Raw genomic sequence first — 23,256 nt, 5'->3', positions numbered from 1 at the left:
AAGCTGACCTTTTTTATTTATTGCCAATAAATGAACCTGTCCGCTAGTAGACAAACTTCAAACTCAGCCCCACTTCATTGACATAATCAGAGCTCTCACCGCTGTAATCGGTATCTCTAAACTGGTAAAAAAGACCAGTACCAATAACATCATGCCATTGGTAGTTAAAACCTATCTTAAAATTGTTCTCATCGACGATATCACTGCGGTTAACTTCCACCTCGGCCGTCGCAATAAGTTTTTCACTGAATAAGTAATTTACCCCAACGGTGACGGCTTGAAGCAATTCGCTATCTGAAGATAACGTATTATCCGTTTTGTCGTCCGTCGCTTTCGCTTTGATTGCACCTATTCCATATTTACCGTAGATATCGAATTGATCCGTAATCCCATAACGATAACCACCACCAAACAACAAACGGTCAATGCGAAGAGTAAAGTCGTCCGGATGGAAAAACTGCGCCGAGTAATCGACATTAAACAACCAGTTCTCAGTAAATAAGTAATTACCACCGAGCCCAATTGTGGTCGCGTTCGAATTATCTAACCACTCTTCATTTGTGGTTCCGGCACCCACATCCAGGTGAATGTGTTCATACCCAAATTTTTCTGCTTGGTCCATGACCGCCGCGCTAGTTGCTGCTGGCAAAGCAGCTAAAGACGCAAGCAATAAACTTCTCACCATTCGACTTCCTTTCATGAGAATTATTTAAACACTGCCCCCAAATCACCTTGAGTGGCTTAGTTCAACAAAAATAACTTAGTTTACAGACGCGGTAACGATTTGAAATCTGCTATGCCTCTAAATCAAGCATTGGCCCAAAATATATCGACCACGTCCGCTCACCTTTTAAGTGACTATATAGTAGTAGAAATGCCGATTCCTTATCGTGCGATATGTCAGAATCTTATGACTGAGTACGAAAATCACGGTTCAGATAAGACTCTGTTTTAAAACTAAGTTAAGATTACTTTATTATTTGCGAACTAAAAGGCACCTTCGATGGATGCAGAACTTCTCGAGATTTATAACTTTCTCGCCAAGTACCCCCCGTTCAATGAACTCCCTGAAGAAACACTAAACAAGGTGACAGAGAGTGTCGAGATCTCGTACTACCGAGAAGATACCCCAATCATCCATTTTGGAGACTATATCCAAGATCTCTACGTGGTGCGAAGCGGGGTCGTAGAAGTTTATCGACGCAAAGGAGAGCTTTATAACCGTCTTGATGAAGGTGACCTATTTGGCCAGATGGGAATGCTAACCAACAACAAAGTACGCTTTCCGGTAAAAGCCATTGAAGATACTCTGCTCTACTGTATTCCTGGTGACGTTTTCCAAGAAATATACGACAACTTTGATTCCTTTGCAGACTTTGTCGAAGTGGAAAATAGTGCTCGTTTACGCCAAGCCATTTCAGAAAACAAAGATGCCAATGACCTGACGACATCGAAAGTGAAAACCTTGCTGACTGGCGATGCTCATACGATTGATCGAGGACAGACAATCCAGCAAGCCGCGCAGCAGATGGCGAATGACAACGTATCTGCTCTGCTTATCGTCGATCCAGATTTCGTTCGTGACGAAGATGACCCACAGTCTCCGGTACTTGGTATTATTACTGACCGTGACTTGTGTACCCGTGTGTTAGCCGAAGGCTTGTCTCCACAGGACGATGTATCAAGTGTGATGACCACTGAAGTCATGTCTCTTGATCACAATGCCTACATCTATGAAGCAATGTTAACCATGCTGCGTTACAACGTGCATCATCTACCTGTGGTTAAAAACCAATTGCCTATTGGTATTATCGAAACAACCGACATTGTTCGTTATGAATCACAAAACTCGCTCTTATTGGTGAGCAGCATTTTCCAACAGCAGACCATCGAAGATTTGGCAGTTGTTGCTGAAGAAGTAAAAAGCAGCTTTGTACGCCTGGTCAACGAAGATGCCAACTCACACATGGTGGGCAGTGCGATGTCCGTAATTGGTCGAAGCTTCAAACAACGTCTGTTAGAAATGGCTGAAGAAGAGCTTGGCCCACCACCAATTCCTTATTGTTTCCTTGCACTTGGCTCAATGGGACGTGATGAGCAACTGTTGGTGACTGACCAAGATAACGCCATCATTCTAGATGAGACCTACCAAGAAGAGAAACATGGTAAGTACTTCGAAGCTTTAGCGAAATATGTCAGTGATGGATTAGATGCCTGTGGCTACAAGTATTGTACGGGCGATATTATGGCAACCAACCCATTATGGCGCATGACTCGTTCAGAGTGGGAAGAGTGCTTCGCTGACTGGATTGATAACCCGAACCCGAAAGCGCTACTCAACGCGTCCATCTTTTTCGATTTGGATGGCGTTTACGGTCGCTTAAAATGGGCAGAACAATTAACCAGCTTTATTGTTCGTCGTGCGCGTAAAAACAATCGCTTCTTAGCCTGTCTGGCTCGCAACGCACTTAACCGAACGCCGCCACTTGGCTTCTTTAAAGACTTTGTGATGGAGAAAGATGGCAGACACAACAACTCCATCAACCTCAAACGTCGTGGTACGGCTCCTCTGGTCGACTTAATTCGCGTTCACTCTCTGGCGGTTGGCTCACGCGCACAGAATTCGTTTGAGCGTCTCGACGACATCATTGATGCTGGCATTTTGCCAAAAGGTCGTGCACAAGACTTAAAAGACGCACTAGAGTTTATTTCCATGGTGCGTATTCGTCACCAAGCGACGGACGTGGAATTAGGCATTGACCCAGATAACAATATCGAACCAGAAAACCTCTCTGAATTTGAACGTCGCAACCTAAAAGATGCTTTCCAAATCCTAAGCAATGGTCAGAACTTCCTTAAGTTCCGCTACCAAGCAAATAAGAGCTTTAAGTGAGGTTGAACATGATCAAAAAGCTCTTTCAGAAGCCAACCATTCAGTGGCCAGCGAAATTTGAACACAAGTTGGAGATGGCTAAAGATGAGAATTTAATTGCGTTTTATAGCAATAAACCACCTGCACCAGAGACCCCCCTGTCTGAGGTGGAGTTCGTCGCGCTAGATTTCGAAACGACGGGGTTGAATCCCGAGAAACATGACATCATTACCATTGGTTTAGTGCCGTTTAACTTGAAGCGGATTTTTTTGCGCAATTCGCGTCATTGGAAAGTTCGCCCGCAGCGAGCACTCGATGAAGACTCAGTAATCATACATGGTATTACTCACAGTGAATTGATCGATGCACCTGACTTGGGTGACATCTTAAGCGAGCTACTACCATGCTTAAGCGGAAAAATCATTGTTGTGCATTATCGTCGTATCGAGAGAGAATTTCTGGATAAAGCACTCAAAAGCCGTTTAGGGGAAGGAATTGAGTTTCCAGTGATAGATACGCTGCATCTTGAAGAAACCATTCAACAGAAACGCTCTGGCTCACTCTGGGAGCGTTTAAAAGGGAAAAAGCCAGAATCGGTTCGGCTAGCGCAATCTCGACGCCGTTATGGTCTGCCAGACTATACCCCTCACCATGCATTAACCGATGCAATTGCTACGGCAGAACTGCTACAAGCGCAAATCGCCCATCATTATAGCGAAGAGCAACCGATCAGTGAGTTCTGGCTATAACGTCTTGCTAGCTTAATAAGCGATCAAAAAAGGAGCCAAATGGCTCCTTTTTATTTAGGTCGGTATCCGATTACAGCTTAAATCGTTGAATCTCTTGCTCTAATTCGTGTGAAAGCTCAGATAGGTGGGCAGCTTGTTCTGCTGCTTGATGAGCTTCTACCGACAGCTCGTTAGAAACGTCACGAATGCCTTCAGTATTACGCGTGATCTCGGTTGTTACCGATGCTTGCTCTTCTGCCGCCGATGCAATCTGCGTTGCCATGTCACTGATGCGCTCAACAGCAGTATGGATTTGCGTCAAGCTCGCTGCAGCCGCGTTTGCATCATCAACACTGGTGTCAGCCAGACGACGGCTATCACCCATGATGCCAACCGCTTTCGCTGTTGTGCCCTGTAACATCTCGATAGTTTCTTGAATCTCTTGCGTTGAAGCATGAGTGCGTTGGCTCAATACGCGAACTTCATCCGCAACCACAGCAAAGCCACGGCCTTGTTCACCTGCACGTGCCGCTTCAATTGCCGCGTTAAGTGCAAGTAGGTTAGTTTGCTCAGCAATACCTTGAATCGTTGATAGAATCGTATTGATGCTATTTCCGTGTGCTTCTAGCTCTTGAATCACATCAGTGGCGACTTGAACTTCTTGCGCCAAGTTCTGGATAGAACCTTGCGTCTGAGTCACTTGGCTAGAACCGTGTGAACAAGCTTGAACCGCTTCCTCTGAGTTACTTGCCGTGCTATCTGCATTACCTGCAATTTCTTGTGTCGCTGCTGCCATTTCGTTCACAGCCGTCGCAACCATGTTGATCTCATCTTGCTGGTAAGAGATACGCTGACTGCGCTCTTCAGCTTGCTGTGCCGTCGTGCGTGCTTGCTCTGAAAGCGCAGATGATACGTGGCTAAGCTTGGTCACCATCGTGTGCATGTTGCCAACAAAGCGGTTGAAGTTTTCAGCCAGTTTACCGACTTCATCATCACTACGTGGTTCTAGTCGTTGCGTTAAGTCACCTTCACCAGATGCAATTTCCTCAAGTGCATTTGATACACGGCTCAAGTCACGGAACAAGAAACCAACCAACCAAGATACCGCAAGAATAACTACAATGGTGATCATCACTGCAGTGATCAATAGGTCACGTAGCAATACCGCATGCCCTGCTTCTTCCGTTGCGCGATCCATTTCAATCGCGAACATCCAATGCGTGCCAGGTACTTTATTAAAGTAGTAAAGCTTCTCTTTGCCTTTGATTACCGTATCTTCGATACGACCTTCATCTGCAGCGCGCTCGATTGCCTCTTCTGAAAAGTCTTTTAGAACACTGGTGATAGGCTTAAGCGTTAAGCTTTTATCAGGATGCGCTAGGAACGTACCTTCGTTCATATCGATTAACATCGCATGCGCGTTTTCACCTGCATCTAGGTTAATCACGTCGCTGATAAGCTGATCGATCAGTACATCTGCACCAACAACACCAACAAACTGACCATTTTTCATTACTGGCTCAGCAATGGTTACAAGCAGCGCGTTAGTGATTGCATCTTGATATGCAGCTGTGATGATCTGCTTACCTGCGGCGTTAGCATCTTTGTACCAAGGACGAGTACGAGGATCGTAATCAGCACGGTTACGCTCTGGGTGAGAGCGATACATATCACCATTTGGTGTACCAAGGAAGATGTCATCAAAGCCACCAGCCTTGCGAGCTTGTTGTAGGAAAGGGACAACGTCTTGCTCTGTCGAGTAGTCGTTGAATGCGGTAGCAATATCTTTACGGATATTGACCCAATCAGAAATTCCTTCTGACGCAGTAGTACTTAGACTTTGCGCACGTGAATAGACACCTGAACGAGTCTGATCAAATAATTGACCAGCCGACAACCAAGTAAGTGCTGTTGCCATCACAACAACAGCAGAAAGGCTTGCGCCAATAAGCTTTTGTTTTAATGATAATTTCATATTTATAGTTTTTGAGTTGGGAGAACAGTTAAGGTGTGTGAATATTACACACTTTTTCACGACTATTCACTAATTTTTAAAAAACAAAATAGCACATTAACTCTTTGTAAAATATGAACTTTCATGTGTCATTTTTTTGTCTCACCGTCATAAAAACCGCACAAAAAAAGCCAGCAAAATGCTGGCCTTTTGATTACTTGTTACTCAGACAGATTTATAAAATGCCTGAATTATTGACGTTCTGTTCTCATACCCATCAATAAGCTCACACACATTGCAAGCAGAATGAAGGTAAACGGTAGTGCTGTAGAAATTGCACCAGCCTGAAGCGCTTGAACTGCTTCTGAGCCACCAATCCACAGTAGAGCAACCGCAATTGCACCTTCCATAAATGCCCAGAAAACACGTTGAAGTACAGGAGCGTCGACTTTACCGCCCGCTGTGATGCTGTCGATAACAAGTGAACCAGAGTCAGAAGACGTGATGAAGAACACAAGTACCAACACAACAGCAATGATTGAAAGCATGCTACCAAATGGAAGAACATCGAACATTTGGAACATAGCAAGTGAAACGTCAGTCAAACCATTCGTGCCCAACTCACCTACTTTATCAACAACTTGCTCGATCGCTAGACCACCAAATACTGACATCCAAACAACAGTAACAGCGGTTGGAACCAGTAGAACGGCTGTAATGAATTCACGAACGGTACGACCGCGAGAAACACGCGCAATGAACATACCTACGAATGGTGACCATGAAATCCACCAAGCCCAGTAGAATACTGTCCAGCCTTGGAACCATGCCTCATCTGTACGACCAAACGGGTTACTTAGCGGAATAATATTCTCTACGTATGCCATAAGTGTGGTTGGAATCGAACCTAGACTCGCCGCCCAACCGATAAGACCAACAAGAATCAGTAGCAAGAACGCCACGACCATGTTGATGTTACTAATGACTTTAACGCCACCATCAATACCACGTACCACTGAAACAACAGCAAGCAAAGTTACAACGGTAATGACGACGATTTGTAGGCCCAGGCCTGGCTCAACACCAAATACGTGATGAATACCACTTGCCGCTTGTTGTGCACCTAAGCCCAGTGACGTTGCAAGACCAAACAAGGTCGCAAGAACGGCCAAGATATCCACGATATGACCAGCCCAGCCCCACGCGCGATCACCCAGAAGCGGGTAGAAGATCGAGCGCATAGAAAGCGGTAAACCTTTGTTGTAGGCAAAGAATGCTAAAGAAAGTGCTACAACACCGTAAATTGCCCATGGGTGAAGACCCCAGTGGAACATCGTCGCACCCAGTGCCAATCTCGCTGCTTCTGGTGTGTTTGCTTCAACACCGAGTGGCGTTTCATACCAACCAGTGAAGTAAGCGACAGGTTCTGCGACACTCCAGAACATTAAACCGATACCCATACCAGCCGCAAATAGCATTGCAAGCCATGACATGAACGAGTAATCGGCAACAGCGTCTTTACCACCTAGGCGGATTTTACCCATTGGCGAAACGATAAGTGCCAAACAGAAAATAACGAAAATATTACCTGCAATAATGAACAACCAATCGAATGAACCAATGATCTTCCATTTCAGCCCATCAAGTGCCGTCTTTGCGGTATGTGCATCTAGAACTAATGCAGCGACAAGAAATAGCGCAATTAAACCTGCACTAATACCAAAAACTGGGTTATGAACATCAAAACCCCATTTTTGAACGTTGTCTTGACCTACCGTATAGTCGGTACTATCGATACTGTACTTATCTATACCCTTTGTCATCGTTCCTCTCTATTTTTGTACTGTTTTTACGTACCAAACAAAAAAAATCTTTCGAACACGATACGTTTTACATTCCGTGAAGGCGCAAGATCCTATCATTTGACACGTTTTTGTCTATCTTTTTGCTATGAAAAAATCCAATAACTTACTTTTCACTCAGCAATTTCCGCCTTTAAAAGGATAAACCACTAGCGCAATAGTTAGACCACAAACATTTATTGCTATAATAATTTTAGGTCTTCTTATTTTGTCTACACGACGCAACAAAATGAAATTGGAGACACTACTTAAAATTGTAGTGGTAATTTTTGATTCCACCCCTTTAAATAAGGGCGCATTTAAGTTAGTGTCGCCTCGATAAATGTTCCCTACAGACTGGATGAATAAATTGGAAAAGTACGAAGAAGTATTGGTCTCGATTCGTCAGATCATCCGCGCTATTGATTTACATTCTAAAAAGCTGAGCAAAGAGTCTGGATTGACCGCTCCACAGTTGATTTTGATGCGTGCTATCAATGAGTTAGATAACGTAACGATTAAACAGTTGTCTAGCCACACTAACATGAGCCAAGCGACCGCAACGACCATTCTAGATAGACTAGAACGAGGCCAGTTTGTTGAGCGTCAACGCAGTGTTCAAGACAAGCGTAAAGTGCATGCTGTACTTACGAGCAAAGGCCAAGAAGCCCTAAAGCAAGCACCAACGCCATTGCAGGAACACTTCATTAATCGATTCCAAAAACTGGAAGAATGGGAGCAGTCTCTGCTGCTATCTTCCGTTCAACGCATCTCAACAATGATGAATGCAGAGGATATCGATGTCGCTCCAATGCTAGAGCTTGGCAGCATTACAAAAGTCGATTAATTTCGCTCTCACGTGCTCGCTTTTTGCGGGCACTACTCTCCTACTCCGTTAACCCTGTTTCAAACGCATATTTCGCTAGCTCCGCCGTCGAATGTAAATCCAACTTGTGCTTAATGTTGTGGCGATGCGTCTCTACCGTTCGGTAGCTAATGTTAAGCAGTGTGGCGATTTTCTTACTGCTGTTTCCTTGAGCGACTAATTTAAGCACCGCTTCTTCCCTGCGGCTAAGTGGATTCGTTTTTTGAGTGGCTGGCACCACCTCTTGGGTAAAAAGCGTTTGTGTGACAGACTCGCAGAAATACGTTGAACCTTGATTCACCGTTTTTATTGCTTGCACCATTTTCTCGGCCGAGATTTCCTTGAGCATGTACCCTACTGCGCCAGCTTGCATGACCTTCATGATGTATTCACGGTTATCGTGCATGGTCAGCATAAGTATTTTGCTTTCTGGTCGCTCTTCTTTAATTACCCCTGTCGCTTCAATACCGTTCATTATCGGCATGCTAATGTCCATCAAGATGACATCAGGCTGAAGGTGCTTTGCGACTTCAATCGCTTCCAGCCCATTGCTTGCTGTACCGACCACTTCAATATCAGGCTCTAACTCCAAGCGAGCCATGAAGCCATCTAAGACCACTTGATGATCATCAACAATCACCACACTAATCGGTTTATCCATAAACTAATTCATCCAAATTAAGCAGCACGGTAATCTCTGTTCCTAAACCAAGCTCACTCATCAGTTCAAACTCACCACCAATGAACTCTACACGCTCTTGCATGTTCCTTAACCCAATCCCTTGTTGGTGCACTGCTTGGTTAACCACAAAGCCAACACCGTCGTCACGTATGAGTAATTGCAGCATATTGCCCATTTTTTGCAAAGTAACCGTCACTTTTTTCGCTCTTGCGTGTTTTTCGATGTTGTTCAAAGACTCTTGAGCAACACGATACAAGGTCGTCGCGACTTCCGACGTCAGTTTGTACTGCTGAGTATCAAAATTACTTTCTATATCAATCCCAGAGTGAGAGTGAAAGTCTTGCAGTAAAGTGGTCAGTGCCGCCTCTAAGCCGATATCATCAAGGGCGCTAGGGCGAAGTTGATGAGAAATATGCCTTACTTCATTTATCGCGGTGACCAATGAGCGTTGCGATTTATCTAAGTGGGATTTGAGTTTTTCGTCTTCCAGTCTATGACTCATTAAATCCAAATGACATTTACTAGAAACTAACAGCTGGTTGATTCCATCATGCAACTCTCTCGCTAGATGCTTTTTCTCATCCTCTTGAAACATGACGGTTTTATGTGCCAACTCTTTAAGGTTTTTATCGGCAAGACGGTGTTCATGCAGATTGATCGCTAAAGTGAGAACGATAATTACAGCAACGGTCACCGCTAAGATCACGACGACCGAGAAAAAAGTCGTTTCGATATTTTTGTTCACCGCAGCACGCATATTGGCGACTTCTTGACTGACGTCCTCAATATAGAGCCCTGTTCCTATCATCCATTCCCACTTATCGAGCCATGCGGCGTAGCTAAGCTTTGGGACGACCTCACCCGTAGATGGCTTTTGCCACAGGTACTGATGAAATCCACCACCTGATTGAGCTTGATACAACAAAGCTTCGATTAGACGATCGCCATTCTCGTCTTCAAGATAGAGTAAGTTCTCCCCGACTAGCTCTGGAAGAACAGGATGTACAAGGTTGGTGCCGTATTTATCGTAAGCAAAAAAGTAGCCGTCTGCTCCGTAGCTTAAACGGTTTAAAATCGCTTTCACGCGTGTTTTAGCAACGCCCTCTTCTAAGGTTGGATCGTTGTAAATATAAGAAATGGAGTCAAAGGCGACGTCGACCGTGTCTTTGAGCGCCGCCTCTTTTGATTGGATCAGGTTTTGATGAAAGATCTCTACCTCCCTTTTGCCAAGAGTCTTGGTTTGATAGATAGAAATCCAACTGATACTCGCTGACACCAATACCACGGGTATCAATGTCAGCAGAATTAACTTTGCTTTGAGAGGCATCCCTTTCCTCCATGAAACGCTGCTTTACAGCTCACTATCTTAGCAGCACAAATAACTCGACTTCGTCCGCCTAGACATAAATAGCAGCTTAACAACTTGTCTCAAAAGGTAAAAACTCTCAGTTCACAAAATCTCTTTTATTATCGAGTGATCAACTCATGCCATAAAAGCCAGGGAAGAACAGCAAAGAAGCCAACACGACAATTTGAATCGCGATAAACGGCATCACACCTTTGTAAATATCTCGCGTAGTGACACCTGCTGGTGCGACGCCTTTTAGATAGAACAAACTAAAACCAAATGGCGGTGTTAGGAATGATGTCTGTAAGTTCATTGCGATAAGAATCGCAAACCACGTCATGTTGATACCCATCAACTCAGCGACCGGCGCAATAATTGGCACGATGATAAAGCAGATTTCAACGAAGTCGATAAAGAAGCCTAAAATCAGAATCACCACCATGGTAATGATGAGGAAGCCCCACTTTTCTCCAGGCAATTCTAACATCCACTCTTCGACTAGATAATCACCGCCGGTGTAGGTAAATGCCATTGAGAAGGCGGTTGCCCCTAGCAAAATAGCAAAGACCATTGCGGTTACTTTAACGGTTTCTTTCGATGCATCATAAATCATCGACCAACTAAACTGCTTATACAGTAACGACAGAACTATCGCACCAGCGCCGCCCAGAGCCGCTGACTCTGTTGGCGTTGCAATCCCAGCAAAGATGGAGCCCAATACCACAATGATCAGTGCTAGTGGCGGTAAAACGGCTTTCAGCGCGGTGAATACTTCTTGCTTTCGACTGATCGACTCATCGCGCTCTATTGCCTGTGCGGCTTGAGGATTCAACTTCGCGTAAATAAGAATGTAGATAACATAGGCGCCGACGAGTGTGATACCGGGCCAGATTGCAGCTTGGAATAAATCCCCGACCGGAACGCCGAGTACATCCCCTAACAAGATCAACACGATAGAAGGTGGAATAATTTGTCCCAAGGTACCAGACGCACAAATAGTCCCGCACGCCAAGCCTTTGTCGTAATTGTATTTAAGCATCACAGGGAGTGAGATCAGCCCCATCGCAACAACCGATGCGCCGACTACGCCCGTTGACGCGGCAAGTAATGCGCCAACCAATACTGTCGAAATAGCAATACCACCACGGACGCCGCCAAACAGACGTCCCATCGACTCAAGCAGTTGCTCTGCAAGCTTCGTCTTCTGAAGTACTAGTCCCATGAAGACAAACAATGGCACGGCCATTAGCACCGTATTTTCCATAATGGATTGAATACGATATGGCATGAAAGCAAACATCTCGATGCCTTCAGCCCAAACACCAAAAATCAGTGCAATACCGCCAAAAGTAAAGGCAACGGGGAATCCCAATAAAAGCGCAAAGAGCGCGACAAAAAACATCACTATACCGATCATAATGACTTCCTTTTACGACTTACCGTTATTACCGGCATAGATAAGATGAGGGTTAACAATCTTGTTGATCGAATGCAGCAGCAGTCCAATGCCACTGACTGCCATAAAGAAAAATGACAGCGGAATCATCGCTTTGATGATCCAACGATATGGCAATCCGCCTGGATCACCAGACGTCTCGCCTAGCGCGTAACTTTCTTTGGCGAAATCGATACCAAACCAAGCCACTAGTAGGCAAAAAGGGAATAAGAAAAATAGCGTGCCTATGATGTCGATGATGGATTGTGCTTTGTAAGATAAGCGTTCATAAAAAATGTCGACGCGAACATGGCCACCAGACTTAATCGCGTAAGGCACACCAAGCAGAAATACGGCGGAGAATAGATGCCATTCCATTTCTTGGAATGCAATGGATACATCGTTGAATACATATCGCATCACAACGTCGTAAACCACATTCACCAACAATAAAATAAACAGGATGCTGGACAACCATCCGAGAAAATCGCTAAAGCGGTTAAATAATCGCTCAATATAAATAAGACTTCTCATTCCGAACTCCGTGGAACGTTTGGATACGCTCCGCTATGGTGCGGAGCATTCATTATGAAGTTTTCTTGGGCTTCGTTCGCAGGCTAAACCTCTCGGCGTCGCCTGCGTCATAACGTTATTGTTGAGCTTGACTGTTTAAGTAAGCTCGGTGTGAAATGTCTGACCAAGGTCGAACTTGATTCATGTAGTTCGCTTGCGACTCTTGAATCTCTTTCGCCAAAGCATCTTTTTCTGCGTGCTCTTTCAACAAACGATCGTTTGCTTCTCGCAACGCAGCCACTACTTCAGGCGGGAAGTCTTTGACTTCAACATTTGGGTATTCAGATTTGATAGATGCCCAGTTTTTGCCACTTTCGTGTTTCGATTGCGTGTACATATCGTAAGCGGCGGTTTTCATTGCTACTTGTAAAATCGCTTTTAGATCATCAGGTAGACGGTTCCAAGTACGCTTATTAACAAGGAACTGAAGCTCAGTTGCTGGCTCATGCCAACCTGTGTAGTAGTATGGCGCGATTTTGTGGAATCCCATGCGCAAATCCAATGATGGACCAACCCACTCCAAGGCATCAATTGTGCGACGCTCTAGAGAGGTATATAGTTCACCAGGGGCGATATTCGTTGGTTTTGCACCTAGCTCTGCCAAGATCTCACCAGCAAAACCTGGGATACGCATTTTCAAACCCTGCAAATCCTCGACGGACTTGATCTCTTTCTGGAACCACCCGCCCATCTGAGTATCGGTATTACCGCCAGGGAAAGACATCAAATTATGTGGAGAGTACACCTTCTCCATCAGCTCCATACCACCGCCGTAGTAAAACCACGCATACTGCTCAGTTGGTAACATACCGAAAGGCATAGAAGTGAAGTAAAGTGTGTTTGGAACCTTGCCCTTCCAGTAGTAAGACGCCGAGTGGCCCATGTCGTATTGACCAGACTTAACCATATCAAACACCCCAAAAGGCGCTTTGTGCTTGTTTGCGGAATCAATACGGATTTGTAGACGCCCGTTGGACATCTCCTCTGCCATTTTTGCCATGTTTTTTGTCGCATCACCAAAAATAGGGAAGTTAGGTCCCCAAGTTTCAGCAAGCTTTAAACGATAGACTTTTTCAGCAGCATTTGCAGAAGTCACAACGAATGTCATCGCGGCAACGACAGCGGTTGTTTTGAGCACTCGTTTTAAAGATTTTTGGATTAGACTCATCGTTCACGTCCTTTATCACCAAGGTTATTGTTGTCATCCATTTCATTAGGATTGGCTGTATTCGGTATAAAAGATGTAACAATGTTGTCGAATGCGAAATGGGCATGAACACGGAAGCGAGTAATTCATCAATAAGACATTAGCCTTAGGTATTACGTATAACTACGTAGGACAGCCGTTATGCAACAAGTTTAACCATGATAAAATTAATGAGTTACTTTTCCCTTAACGATGTAAAAAGAAAAATGATACGTACGTACTTCTCTGCCAAAAAATTTACATAGTATTTAAGAAAATGTGACAAAGCACTTATTGGCAGCGTTAAAATCAACACCTAATGGATTACTTTCAATACGAAGATAAAAAAATACCCCGGCATTGGCCGAGGTATTCAAGCTAGAACGGTAGCGGTAATTAAACTGCTTTATAGATAACTTTGTTACCTGCTAACTGCTCTTTTTGAACTAGGTTTTCTTCAAGAAGCTTCTTCAGTGCGCCAGTAGCCCATGATGCCGCTTTAGTATCTTCTTGACCTGCAGCTAGACCAATGCCTTTAGGATTGATACCTTCAGCATTTGCTACAACGATGTCTAATACTTGTTGTTGCTTAGGAGTAAGGGCAACATCAACTGTTTTCACTGCAGCTACTTTTTTCTCAGCTACTACTTTCTCCGCAACAGCTTTTTCAGCAACAGAAGGTGCTACTGCTTTTTCGGCAACAGGCTTCACTGCTTTAGGTGCTGCAGCTAAGTTTGCTACTGTCGCTTTAATGCGTTTTTGCAGTTTCATCTGCACTTTACGCTTATGAGCAAGTCTCATTGAATATTTCTCCAGTTCACTGCATCTCAGCAGGGATGAAAATTTGAAGCGCGTTTTATACCAAAATTCACAAGCAATTTGTAGGTTTTAGCGGCGAAACGCGATGAAAAATGCGCTCAAAGCATAGAACGTCTACTATTTAATCAGATATTTTATGAACGGATTTATTGAATACTGGGTATAAAAACAGAGGTTTCTTTTATTTCAAATGCAAGTCAATGCACATTTAGTCATCCACGCATTTTTGATCAAGTATTCGATGAGGTTATAAGCATGGAAACGCTGCACCTAACAAATTCACATTTCAAACCCGACTCCCCTATCAACAGAATACTTTTGTTGCTCGTTGCACTGATAACCCTGTTTTTGGTTGTCATTTCTCCGGGATGGAAGCAAGCCATGTTGTCGGTCATTTTGATGTCTGCAATTGTTGGTTTCGCCATCTTGATGATCAAAAAAAGCCAAGTCACTTTTACGCTGACAGCTTCTCACTTCCAACAACATCTTTTTAAAGGCGGATGGGTCGTCCGATGGCGAAATATTGAGTCAATAGGGATTTGTAGCTACCAGCAGGAAGGGTGGCATCAGCCGCTACCTTGGATTGGTATTCGTCTAAAACACTACTCACCTTATTTGGATTCGATCTGCCCTCGTATAGCGACAGAAATTCTCCTTAGCCAACGCGCACTACTTTATTTAGGTGCGAAGCAGAATCAGTGTGAAGAAAAGTTTGAAGATATGGTGCTTGATCCTAAGCCATACATAAACAGCAATGGGATTGAGTATAAAGGCTTACTGGCGATGCTCGCCAACCGTATGAAATATCAAAGAGGATTTTACGGCTACGATCTGTTTATATCAGCCAGTGACCTAGATCGTGAAGCAGAGGATTTTGTGGGACTGACTCGGCGATACTTAGCTGCCGCCGAGCCAGAATAATGCTTAGTACACGCGCTTTTAGTAAAGCGGCATCTCGTCAGCAACGAACGGGTTAGTTTTACGCTCGTGACCGAAAGTCGATTGAGGGCCGTGACCTGGGACAAACGTGACATCATTGCCTAAAGGCCACAATTTCTCTTTGATAGAGCTAATCAAGGTATTGAAATCACCTTGTGGGAAGTCAGTTCGGCCAATGCTACCGTTAAACAATACGTCGCCCACAAACGCCAATCGCGCTTCTTCACTATAAAGAACAACGTGACCAGGGGTATGACCTGGTGTGTGGAATACCTTTAATACTTGATTACCAAACGTGACAGTGTCACCCTCATTTAACCATTGATGCGGTTCAAAGGCTTCAGTCAATGGGAAACCAAACATTTGGCTTTGCCCTTCTAGACCTTGTAGCCAAAAATTATCCGCTTTATGAGGACCAATGATCTCAATACCACCAAGCATTGCAGCCAGCGGCTCTGTTCCGCCAACATGATCTAGGTGACCATGAGTTAGCACCAAGTTGACGATCTCGATGCCAAGCTCTTTAATGAGCATAGCAAGTTGCTTTTCGTCACCGCCTGGGTCAATAACGATGCCTTTCATCGTTTCATCACACCACACGATAGAACAGTTTTGAGAAAAAGATGTCACTGGGACAACTTGGTATTTCATAGCCATAGAAAACCTATTACCAAACAAATTTGCGTTAAAACTGGCGCAACTATGACACTAACCCCATGCGACTTCAAGGCTTGCTATTGACTTACCAAGAACGCACAGCACCTGTATCGATATGGACAAAGTTACTACTTGGATAATACCCAACACCACCAGCTTTCAAGCTAATTGCTGCATCGCGTACAGCAGACAATTTCACTCCATCAAGACGGAAGTCTATGGCCTTACCTTCCATATGAAGACTTTTCTTTGCCACTCCGCTAGCCCCTTTGCGCAGGGACGCATTGGTCAAAGGCGAACGGTAACCAGAAATTACAATGACTTCTGCATCTGTACCGATCAGCTTTTGAATCTGGCTGATTTGATCGAACAAGCGTCGATCCATCGGATGAACTTCGTTTCGACGGTGATCACGACAAAACTCATTCAGCTTTTTTAGTTCATCATCAAGATAGCGTCTACCATCGAAATAGCATGTTTCGAGGAGCTCTCCAGTATTAAGGTTGTTCATCGCCAACTCACGTGGCTCGTCAGGGAATGAAGCCCATGAAATCGATGGCAAGGCAGATGCCAATACTACGCCACCAGCGGTCATTTTAAGGAAATCTCGGCGGGAAAAATTACGACTTACCATTTCAAAAAACAATGCTCAACAACTAAACAAGTCGCGGACATTACCCAAACACATTTGTCACGTCAAATGCATAAATCGCTCCACCTTAATTTTAAGATGTGGCGATTAACGCTTAATTATTGAACAAACAGAAGATTCTTAGTTTTGTAAATTTTATTTAAAGATCTCAACTACGGTGATCGTATTTATAGATATCATCTCGGTAGTAAAGTGTTCCCTCTTCTAGCCATGCGGTTTGATAAATAATGTGCACTTGGATGCGTTCTCCTAAAGGAACCGACGTATTAGAGCGACGCGTACTTTCCCGTTTTTTCGCTAAGCGCTCTTCTAGTCCCTGAGTTTTGAATAAGAGCTCCGCCAGTTGGTCGGCATGTTCAACGCGGACACACCCGGAACTGAATGCGCGTCTATCTCGTTCGAACAAGTTTTTACTTGGCGTATCATGCAAATAGATAGCTTGGGGGTTTGGCATATTAAACTTATACAATCCCAATGCATTGTGTAATCCCGATGCCTGTCGCATACGATAAGGAAATGTTCTCGGATTCACCGTCGCCCAATTGATGGTTGTAGGGTCAATAATTTCGTTTGAAGTCCAAGACCGGATGATTTGAATGTTGTGGTTAATCAAATACATCGGATTACGTTTCACTTTAGGAATGATGTCTTTCACCATTATGGTCCATGGCACATTCCATGTGGGGTTGAGAATGACGGAGTCAAGAGTCCCCGACATGATTGGTGTTTTTCTTGAGGCTCTGCCAACCACAACTTTAGACTCGAACAACGGTTGACCATCGTGCCAATACGTCACTTCGTATCCAGGTACATTTACAAAGACAACATTATCTCTGTCTTTGGACCAAATCCTTGAACGTTCTGAGTTCAGCGCCAATAGATGCAATCGTTCTTGAGGAGAAAAGTTGATCCATCGAATGGTATTCGGGCCAATCACCCCATCTTCTTTCAAGCCATGAATACGCTGAAACTCTTTCACCGCTAACTCTAATTCTTCATCATACTGTTGGGTCGTGATATCTAAATACGATACATCCACACCAACCACTTCCATACGCTCAATCAGAAGCGGTTTATTTTCTAATTGGTCACCGACACGGGCAAGGCCCGTTTGTTCATAGATTGGATATTGATACTTAGCGTGCTCGGATAAAGAGGAGTAAGCGGAATAAAAAGCTTCGTCCGTTTGTAAAGGAGAGCGAAGGCTTGCTAAGAATTGACTAAGTTTGCCTACCGTAATTTCGTTACTCAGTACGGACAAAGTATCGATGCTAGGAGCAGGTAAAATCACGTGGGCTTTGTTAGCAAATAACCAATTGATACCTTCTTCAGGGAGCTGCTCGAGATAGCTGAGATACATCAAGAGTGAATCTGTCATTACCAAATCAAAGTCGAGGTTATCTCCCTGCCATCGAACTTGGTTTATACGATGGAGTTGATTCTCGAATTCGTCCGTGACGCCAGCAAGAGCAACCAGGTTTACTTGAAAAAGAAACTGCTCAATATCGCTTTCATTTTCCCAGTTCAAACGGTAATTAGTACTTTGATAAAGCTGGTCAATCACCTCTGGATAATGGATCATTTTTTCGACAGACAGCTTTTGTACCGCTCCCTCTTGCTCTGTTTGTGCAGAAGCTTCGAGAGAAACGACGGTAGAAAAGCTGAAAAACGGCACCATAAGTGCCGTCATGATTAAAACCCTAGCAAACACTGAAACGATCCTTGCGCTACTTGCCATAATGAAAAGTATGGCAAATATCTCACAGCTTGCAGGTTTAAAATTAAGAATCTGATGTTGAAATTAACATCAAGTTTCTTTATCTATTTGGGTTCAAACAATCTTTGACCAATGGTTATCCCATTGAACACCACTAAAAGAAGCGCTTTTATGTGTCGTTGGCCTTTGCTCAACCACTTTGCCAGCACCAGAGCTGACTCGGAACTCATCGCCATAGACCACAACACCAGAGGCGTCTGGTAACGCACTTAGTTCTACCAATTTTCCTGTAGATTTAGACCATATCCCATAACAACTGCCTGGAGGAGAAGTCGCAAGGATCCATTCATCCGTCGCCGCGATACTCGCGACATAGTGATTAAATCTCGCCCACTCTTCGGGTTCCGCATGCAAAGATTGCATCACGCCTCCACGAGTGTGCATCGCAAGTAAAGCTGGGTATTCATCCGGCTCTCCACGATATTGCTGACCACACAGTACCGTCTCTGCACCATCATGCGCTAAATGACGGATGCTCAACTTATGATCTGGTAAAGAGACTTGATCCAACAGCTCACCTTCTTGTGAAAGGTAACTCAGGCTTGGTCTCATGCTATCAAGATTGAGCGGTTCACGGCCGTTGGTGTGTACGCCACCGACGCCAATCGCTAATGCGCCATCAGGCATCATGATCACTTCATGAGGGCCAAGGCCAAAACCCGTTAACTCATCGATCTTTTGATATTGCTTTTGCACATCATAAACACCGATGATCCCACGGCTTGTGCCCCTTTCCCCTTCTGTAGCAAATAGCAACGTGCCGTCACGGGAGTAAACACCATGACCATAGAAATGGCGATCCGGTTTTGCTAGCTGCAGCTTGATCATCTGCTCAGAGTGATAATCAAACACCATGAAGAAAGTTCCTGGTCGACGACCAAAGACCACTGCGTGACCTTGTGGGTTGGTCGCCACACCATGACCACGCTCAGGAATCGGCAACGAAGATAGCGGCATACCATGCTCATCGGCCACTACCGCTGCGTATTTATCTCGGCCGATGATTGAGCAGCCAATCAACGCTGGTTGACGTGAACGTGTTGAAGCACAACCAAATGGCATCATAGGTGCGGCCGCACCAAAGAGTGCGGCTTTCAGTAAGGTTCGGCGGATTTGATCAGTCACCATCGGTTGCATTAAATCCTATAACTACGCCAAGCTCGATCGCCACCTCTTCATGGATCAAGTACTTCAATTGCTCTAGCTTATTGTATTGAGCGAGTACCATGCGGTAGCCTTCTTTACTTTGTAAAGCCGTGAACAAACTCTTATCTTCCGGCCATGTTTCCAACGCCATTTCAAACTGGTGAACAATACGGTCTGCGAGATCTACATGGCCTTGCTCTCTTAGTAGTGCATCTAGACCATTACCGTTGGCAAGATACAGCGCTTCCATTGCTTCAAGGTTTGCTTTTAAGTTTGAAAGCGACGTCTCTGAACGCCAAGATTCAGAAAAGTAAGGACGAGGCTTACCAATCTTCGCTAATGGACGACTCAACTTCTTCATACTGTAGTCAAGCTGATTAGAAAGCAGCGAAATGTACTCGGATTTCCATTCCGTCATCTCTAACGACTTCCAGGGATTTTGTGCCCAAGAATCTGCGATGATCTGCGCTTTGTTCTCTAGGTTTTCAGCAATTGCAATACCTGTCGCACAGGTATTGCTGTTGCTAGATAAGGTCGACGCTTTATCGTAAAGCAGCCATTCTAGTGCACCTAGGCCTTGCACAGTAACACTTTGCGTGGAGATCTTTTCCGCACTCCAAACTTGGTCAGATTTCGTCAGCACAGACATTTTTCGGCCAGTGGTGTTCTTTTTATCTGGCCAAAACTGGACATTCCAACTTTGCTCCAACGCCGTAGCAGGGCCACGCTCTTGACCTTGTAATGCCATCCACGTCAGCATAGTTTGGTGCCATTGCTGTTTTACTTGCGCATCATCTTTCGTCTCTGATGTGCAGTAATCCGCGAAGCTTTGTTCTAGTTCTGTGGTTTGCCCTAAAAATGTCTGCGCTGATTGAAACTCAACTTCGTAGACCGCTTGAGAAATATGACTTGTACTCTCAGGCTTGGCAGAGCGAGAACCGACTGTCGATTGGCAACCAACCAAACTTAACGTTGCGGCAACCGCACTCACTAACAGTGTTTTTTTCATGGTTGCTTCCTTATAGAGAATTCAGAAACGCAATCAATGCATCACGTTCTTTTTTGTTCAGTGCTAGCACGTTTTGTTTCGCCGTTTCCGCTTCACCGCCGTGCCACAGTACCGCTTCCATCAGATTACGGGCGCGGCCATCATGTAAGAAGTAAGTATGCCCGTTTACTTCTTCGGTATAACCAATGCCCCATAGGGGTGCCGTTCGCCATTCACGGCCGTTTGCTAAGTACTCAGGACGGTTATCGGCTAAACCTTCACCCATATCGTGCAGAAGCATGTCTGTATATGGATGGATAAGCTGCTCAGAAAGCGCTGGTAACTCTGGTCGCTTCGCCGTTTTGACACTGGTCTTATGGCAGCTTTCACAGCCAGAAGCCGCAAAGATTTTCTGACCGAGTTTCACGCTAGGATTGTTCATATTTCGGCGAATAGGTACGGCTAAGTGCTGGCTGTAAAACTCAACGAAGTCGAGAATATTTTCACTCACTTCTGGTTTGCCGCCATTTGGCATGTCGTCACAAATACTTTGTTTCGAGGTACAGTTTTCATTGGGGAATAAATGGCTCGTCAGACCCACATCACCATTGAATGCTGCTGCATTTTGCTGCATTAACGTCGGTTGTCCGGCTTTCCAGCCAAAACGACCAATCGAGAAGTCGTCCTTCTCAATATCCCAAACCTTGTTTACTTTACCTGAGATACCGTCTTTATTTGCATCTTGTGCATCAGCCCATGCAAGTAGCGTTTCGTCAGGAATACTCTCTAACAAACCAAGGCCGATCATTGGCGGTGCAACACGCGCTGAAAATTCCGTATCAGGGTGCATATCGCCGTAACCTAGATCGGTAATATTCAAATGAGGTTTTCTTAATGTCACCTTCGTGCCGTCTTTAAACTTCACTGGCACATCGGTGTAGGTGATTTCGATTTTTCCTTCTGGCGTTTGATCTTGCAGGGCAAAGTCTTGGAGCTGGCCGCCATAAGTCGGCTCAGGTATAACGCCGTCTCTGATGTACGCTGTTTTTTGTTCTGACGTCATCGCAGGGATGCTCAAACGCACTAACATGGACACCGCATGCAAATCATTTTGCTCTGGAGGATGACCACGACCATCTTTGATGTGGCAGTTTTGACAACCATTTGTATTGAAAAGAGGTCCCAAACCATCTCTGGCATCGGTAGACGCTGGCGCTTGTACCCAAGGGTTGCGGAAAAAACTATTGCCCACGCTAAAATCAAGACGTTTACTCATAGGAAGGTTCGCGGCAGGAAGAGAATACGCGTTGGCGCCTTCTTTTTTCACGCTCGTTTGTCCACCAGATTTCACATCATACGCGATAGCAGTAGAAGAAAAGATCACGGCCAAGGCCGAAATTAAGTAAGGCTTCATATCATTGCTCTAAAACACAACAAGAGGGGTGGGATAACAGCGAGTTAAAACGGTAAAGGGCTCAAACGAGCCCTTTCAATTATTTTTTGTACTTTGATTAAAACTCGTGGTCTGCAGTATCAGGGCTTAGGCTATCAATACCAATGATACCCGCAGCACGTTCAATTGAACCGGTTTGAGCAACCAATGACATGATGGTGTCATTCACTAACGTGTTGCCTTGTGCATTACCCGCTGCAATTAACTGGTCGAAGTGTTGGTTGTTCTTCTCCGCAGACGTAACCAATTTACCAACTTGATTACGCGTAACATCAAACTGCTTCTGGATCTCTTTAGCTGCTTGTTTGTCTTTTTGAGCCACTAGGTCAGCAATACTCGGACCAGAAAGCAATGTGCCGTCTTCACGCTTGTAAAGACCTGTGTAAACGTTATAGATGCCCTGCTCGTTGTAGTAATGAGAGTTGTGCGTATTGTCTGAGAAACAATCGTGCTCATCTTCTGTCGAGTTTGCTTCCAACGCCACCTTCATACGCTCACCAGCAAGCTCACCTAAAGACAATGAACCCATACCGAACAACATTTTACGTAGGCCATTATCCGCAGAATCATTAAGAAACGTTTCACGGTAGTTGCCTTTCACTTCCGCAGACCACTGTTTTTCCATCCATTCAAGGTCTTGAACCAGTAGATCGGCTGCCGCTTTTAGGTACTCACCACGACGGTCACAGTGACCATTCGTACATTCAGAACCGACAACGAAGTCTGTGTAAGCGCGCTGACCTGCGCCTGCGTTTGTGCCGTTTAGGTCTTGACCCCAAAGTAAGAATTCAATCGCGTGGTAACCTGACGCAACGTTTGCCTCAGAACCACCTACTTCGTTGAGATCCGCTAGCAATTCTGGAGTAATGTTTGAAACGTCTAGTTTAGAAGCACCAATCTGTAAACTGGTGTTTGCGATGATGTTTGCAGCAGCGCCTTCGTTACCGAGTTCATATTGGTAATCTGTCGCTACGTAGTCAATTAGGCCTTCATCAAGTGGCCATGCATTTAACTGCCCTTCCCAGTCATCAACAATCGCGTTACCAAAACGGAACACTTCAGATTGTTGGTACGGAACGCGAGAGTCTAGCCACGCTTGTTTTACTTCTTCAAGCTTATCCGCTGATGGCGATTTTAGGAATTCGTCGATTTTTACGTCGAGCGTTTTCGCCGTTGTCACTGAGTCAGCAAAGACTGCATGTGCAACGTCTGCATAATGTTCAACGACTTGTTGTTTCGTTACTTGGGCAGCAACGGTAGAACCACTGGCAATGAGGAGTGATGCAGCAATAGATTGGACTAAAACTGTTTTTGCATTCATCTGAAGCATCCTTGTTGAGC

The 23,256-nt window shown here is 44.7% G+C and carries 20 protein-coding genes; 4 read left to right on the top strand and 16 right to left on the bottom strand.

Annotation, left to right across the window (positions count from 1 at the left end; all coding sequences use genetic code 11):
* Window positions 1-43: 43 nt before the first annotated feature.
* Window positions 44-685, bottom strand: a complete 642-nt coding sequence (locus VEA_RS08035; RefSeq protein ID WP_012841646.1) for an outer membrane beta-barrel protein — start codon at window positions 683-685, stop codon at window positions 44-46.
* A 318-nt stretch (window positions 686-1,003) separates the two neighbouring features.
* Here VEA_RS08035 and VEA_RS08030 point away from each other — a divergent pair, with 318 nt between their 5' ends.
* Both VEA_RS08030 and VEA_RS08025 read left to right on the top strand, forming a co-directional pair.
* Window positions 1,004-2,893 (top strand): DUF294 nucleotidyltransferase-like domain-containing protein, encoded by a 1,890-nt coding sequence (locus tag VEA_RS08030; protein WP_005396868.1) that lies wholly within the window; start codon window positions 1,004-1,006, stop codon window positions 2,891-2,893.
* A gap of 8 nt (window positions 2,894-2,901) precedes the next feature.
* Window positions 2,902-3,621 (top strand): 3'-5' exonuclease, encoded by a 720-nt coding sequence (locus tag VEA_RS08025; RefSeq protein ID WP_006741431.1) that lies wholly within the window; start codon window positions 2,902-2,904, stop codon window positions 3,619-3,621.
* Window positions 3,622-3,691: 70 nt separating this feature from the next.
* Here VEA_RS08025 and VEA_RS08020 read toward each other — a convergent pair whose 3' ends face one another.
* Together VEA_RS08020 and VEA_RS08015 are read right to left on the bottom strand one after the other, a co-directional pair.
* Window positions 3,692-5,575, bottom strand: coding sequence for a methyl-accepting chemotaxis protein (locus VEA_RS08020; protein ID WP_012841645.1), 1,884 nt, complete (start codon window positions 5,573-5,575; stop codon window positions 3,692-3,694).
* Between the two features lie 230 nt (window positions 5,576-5,805).
* Entirely contained in the window at window positions 5,806-7,377 is a 1,572-nt protein-coding gene (locus VEA_RS08015) for a BCCT family transporter (RefSeq protein WP_005394723.1), read from the bottom strand.
* A gap of 388 nt (window positions 7,378-7,765) precedes the next feature.
* Between VEA_RS08015 and VEA_RS08010 the strand changes: the two genes are divergently transcribed.
* The gene (locus tag VEA_RS08010) at window positions 7,766-8,242 is read left to right on the top strand and encodes a MarR family winged helix-turn-helix transcriptional regulator (RefSeq protein WP_031780419.1); all 477 of its coding nucleotides are present in this window, start codon (window positions 7,766-7,768) and stop codon (window positions 8,240-8,242) included.
* A gap of 40 nt (window positions 8,243-8,282) precedes the next feature.
* Here the strand turns inward: VEA_RS08010 and VEA_RS08005 are convergent, their stop codons facing one another.
* The 6 genes from VEA_RS08005 to VEA_RS07980 all read right to left on the bottom strand — a co-directional run bounded on the left by VEA_RS08005 (window position 8,283) and on the right by VEA_RS07980 (window position 14,285).
* Complete coding sequence (locus tag VEA_RS08005; RefSeq protein ID WP_005394727.1) at window positions 8,283-8,921, bottom strand: response regulator; 639 nt, start codon at window positions 8,919-8,921, stop codon at window positions 8,283-8,285.
* Window positions 8,914-10,269, bottom strand: a complete 1,356-nt coding sequence (locus VEA_RS08000; RefSeq protein ID WP_012841643.1) for a cache domain-containing protein — start codon at window positions 10,267-10,269, stop codon at window positions 8,914-8,916. The genes VEA_RS08005 and VEA_RS08000 overlap by 8 nt, the downstream gene beginning before the upstream one ends.
* Window positions 10,270-10,420: 151 nt before the next feature.
* The gene (locus VEA_RS07995) at window positions 10,421-11,707 is read right to left on the bottom strand and encodes a TRAP transporter large permease (protein ID WP_005394731.1); all 1,287 of its coding nucleotides are present in this window, start codon (window positions 11,705-11,707) and stop codon (window positions 10,421-10,423) included.
* 12 nt (window positions 11,708-11,719) lie between these two features.
* Window positions 11,720-12,259, bottom strand: a complete 540-nt coding sequence (locus tag VEA_RS07990) for a TRAP transporter small permease subunit (RefSeq protein ID WP_012841642.1) — start codon at window positions 12,257-12,259, stop codon at window positions 11,720-11,722.
* Between the two features lie 115 nt (window positions 12,260-12,374).
* The gene (locus tag VEA_RS07985) at window positions 12,375-13,466 is read right to left on the bottom strand and encodes a TRAP transporter substrate-binding protein (protein WP_005394734.1); all 1,092 of its coding nucleotides are present in this window, start codon (window positions 13,464-13,466) and stop codon (window positions 12,375-12,377) included.
* 414 nt (window positions 13,467-13,880) lie between these two features.
* Entirely contained in the window at window positions 13,881-14,285 is a 405-nt protein-coding gene (locus tag VEA_RS07980) for a hypothetical protein (RefSeq protein ID WP_005394736.1), read from the bottom strand.
* A 273-nt stretch (window positions 14,286-14,558) separates the two neighbouring features.
* Between VEA_RS07980 and VEA_RS07975 the strand changes: the two genes are divergently transcribed.
* Window positions 14,559-15,224 carry a DUF2982 domain-containing protein gene (locus tag VEA_RS07975; RefSeq protein WP_012841641.1) on the top strand — a complete coding sequence of 222 codons (666 nt, stop codon included), beginning with the start codon at window positions 14,559-14,561 and terminating at the stop codon, window positions 15,222-15,224.
* Between the two features lie 18 nt (window positions 15,225-15,242).
* On the opposite strand, the gene VEA_RS07970 is transcribed toward VEA_RS07975, so the two are convergent.
* From VEA_RS07970 to VEA_RS07940, 7 genes are all read right to left on the bottom strand, one after another.
* Window positions 15,243-15,899 (bottom strand): MBL fold metallo-hydrolase, encoded by a 657-nt coding sequence (locus VEA_RS07970; RefSeq protein ID WP_006743374.1) that lies wholly within the window; start codon window positions 15,897-15,899, stop codon window positions 15,243-15,245.
* Between the two features lie 85 nt (window positions 15,900-15,984).
* Window positions 15,985-16,533, bottom strand: coding sequence for a peptidoglycan L,D-endopeptidase MepK (gene mepK, locus VEA_RS07965; RefSeq protein ID WP_041852917.1), 549 nt, complete (start codon window positions 16,531-16,533; stop codon window positions 15,985-15,987).
* A gap of 166 nt (window positions 16,534-16,699) precedes the next feature.
* Window positions 16,700-18,262, bottom strand: coding sequence for a L,D-transpeptidase family protein (locus VEA_RS07960; protein ID WP_483027954.1), 1,563 nt, complete (start codon window positions 18,260-18,262; stop codon window positions 16,700-16,702).
* Window positions 18,263-18,382: 120 nt separating this feature from the next.
* Window positions 18,383-19,465 carry a DUF1513 domain-containing protein gene (locus VEA_RS07955; protein WP_012841637.1) on the bottom strand — a complete coding sequence of 361 codons (1,083 nt, stop codon included), beginning with the start codon at window positions 19,463-19,465 and terminating at the stop codon, window positions 18,383-18,385.
* Entirely contained in the window at window positions 19,446-20,483 is a 1,038-nt protein-coding gene (locus VEA_RS07950; protein WP_006743134.1) for an imelysin family protein, read from the bottom strand. The genes VEA_RS07955 and VEA_RS07950 overlap by 20 nt, the downstream gene beginning before the upstream one ends.
* 10 nt (window positions 20,484-20,493) lie before the next feature.
* Window positions 20,494-21,876 carry a di-heme oxidoreductase family protein gene (locus VEA_RS07945; RefSeq protein WP_006743135.1) on the bottom strand — a complete coding sequence of 461 codons (1,383 nt, stop codon included), beginning with the start codon at window positions 21,874-21,876 and terminating at the stop codon, window positions 20,494-20,496.
* A 97-nt stretch (window positions 21,877-21,973) separates the two neighbouring features.
* On the bottom strand, window positions 21,974-23,236 hold the full coding sequence (locus VEA_RS07940; protein WP_012841636.1) for an imelysin family protein: 1,263 nt from the start codon (window positions 23,234-23,236) through the stop codon (window positions 21,974-21,976).
* Window positions 23,237-23,256 lie beyond the last annotated feature (20 nt).

The organism is Vibrio antiquarius (assembly GCF_000024825.1).
In the GTDB taxonomy this organism is placed as follows: Bacteria; Pseudomonadota; Gammaproteobacteria; order Enterobacterales; family Vibrionaceae; genus Vibrio; species Vibrio diabolicus.
Note: the sequence above shows the minus strand (reverse complement) of the source record. Positions and strands in the feature narration are given on the sequence as shown.

Coding starts and splice junctions, on each gene's coding strand:
- VEA_RS07955 (WP_012841637.1), bottom strand. CDS start 19,465: ATGCAACCGATGGTGACTGATCAAATCCGCCGAACCTTACTGAAAGCC.
- VEA_RS08035 (WP_012841646.1), bottom strand. CDS start 685: ATGGTGAGAAGTTTATTGCTTGCGTCTTTAGCTGCTTTGCCAGCAGCA.
- VEA_RS07975 (WP_012841641.1), top strand. CDS start 14,559: ATGGAAACGCTGCACCTAACAAATTCACATTTCAAACCCGACTCCCCT.
- VEA_RS08030 (WP_005396868.1), top strand. CDS start 1,004: ATGGATGCAGAACTTCTCGAGATTTATAACTTTCTCGCCAAGTACCCC.
- VEA_RS08020 (WP_012841645.1), bottom strand. CDS start 5,575: ATGAAATTATCATTAAAACAAAAGCTTATTGGCGCAAGCCTTTCTGCT.
- VEA_RS07995 (WP_005394731.1), bottom strand. CDS start 11,707: ATGATCGGTATAGTGATGTTTTTTGTCGCGCTCTTTGCGCTTTTATTG.
- VEA_RS07980 (WP_005394736.1), bottom strand. CDS start 14,285: ATGAGACTTGCTCATAAGCGTAAAGTGCAGATGAAACTGCAAAAACGC.
- VEA_RS08005 (WP_005394727.1), bottom strand. CDS start 8,921: ATGGATAAACCGATTAGTGTGGTGATTGTTGATGATCATCAAGTGGTC.
- VEA_RS08000 (WP_012841643.1), bottom strand. CDS start 10,269: ATGCCTCTCAAAGCAAAGTTAATTCTGCTGACATTGATACCCGTGGTA.
- VEA_RS07945 (WP_006743135.1), bottom strand. CDS start 21,876: ATGAAGCCTTACTTAATTTCGGCCTTGGCCGTGATCTTTTCTTCTACT.
- mepK (WP_041852917.1), bottom strand. CDS start 16,533: ATGGTAAGTCGTAATTTTTCCCGCCGAGATTTCCTTAAAATGACCGCT.
- VEA_RS08015 (WP_005394723.1), bottom strand. CDS start 7,377: ATGACAAAGGGTATAGATAAGTACAGTATCGATAGTACCGACTATACG.
- VEA_RS07950 (WP_006743134.1), bottom strand. CDS start 20,483: ATGAAAAAAACACTGTTAGTGAGTGCGGTTGCCGCAACGTTAAGTTTG.
- VEA_RS07990 (WP_012841642.1), bottom strand. CDS start 12,259: ATGAGAAGTCTTATTTATATTGAGCGATTATTTAACCGCTTTAGCGAT.
- VEA_RS07970 (WP_006743374.1), bottom strand. CDS start 15,899: ATGGCTATGAAATACCAAGTTGTCCCAGTGACATCTTTTTCTCAAAAC.
- VEA_RS08025 (WP_006741431.1), top strand. CDS start 2,902: ATGATCAAAAAGCTCTTTCAGAAGCCAACCATTCAGTGGCCAGCGAAA.
- VEA_RS07985 (WP_005394734.1), bottom strand. CDS start 13,466: ATGAGTCTAATCCAAAAATCTTTAAAACGAGTGCTCAAAACAACCGCT.
- VEA_RS07940 (WP_012841636.1), bottom strand. CDS start 23,236: ATGAATGCAAAAACAGTTTTAGTCCAATCTATTGCTGCATCACTCCTC.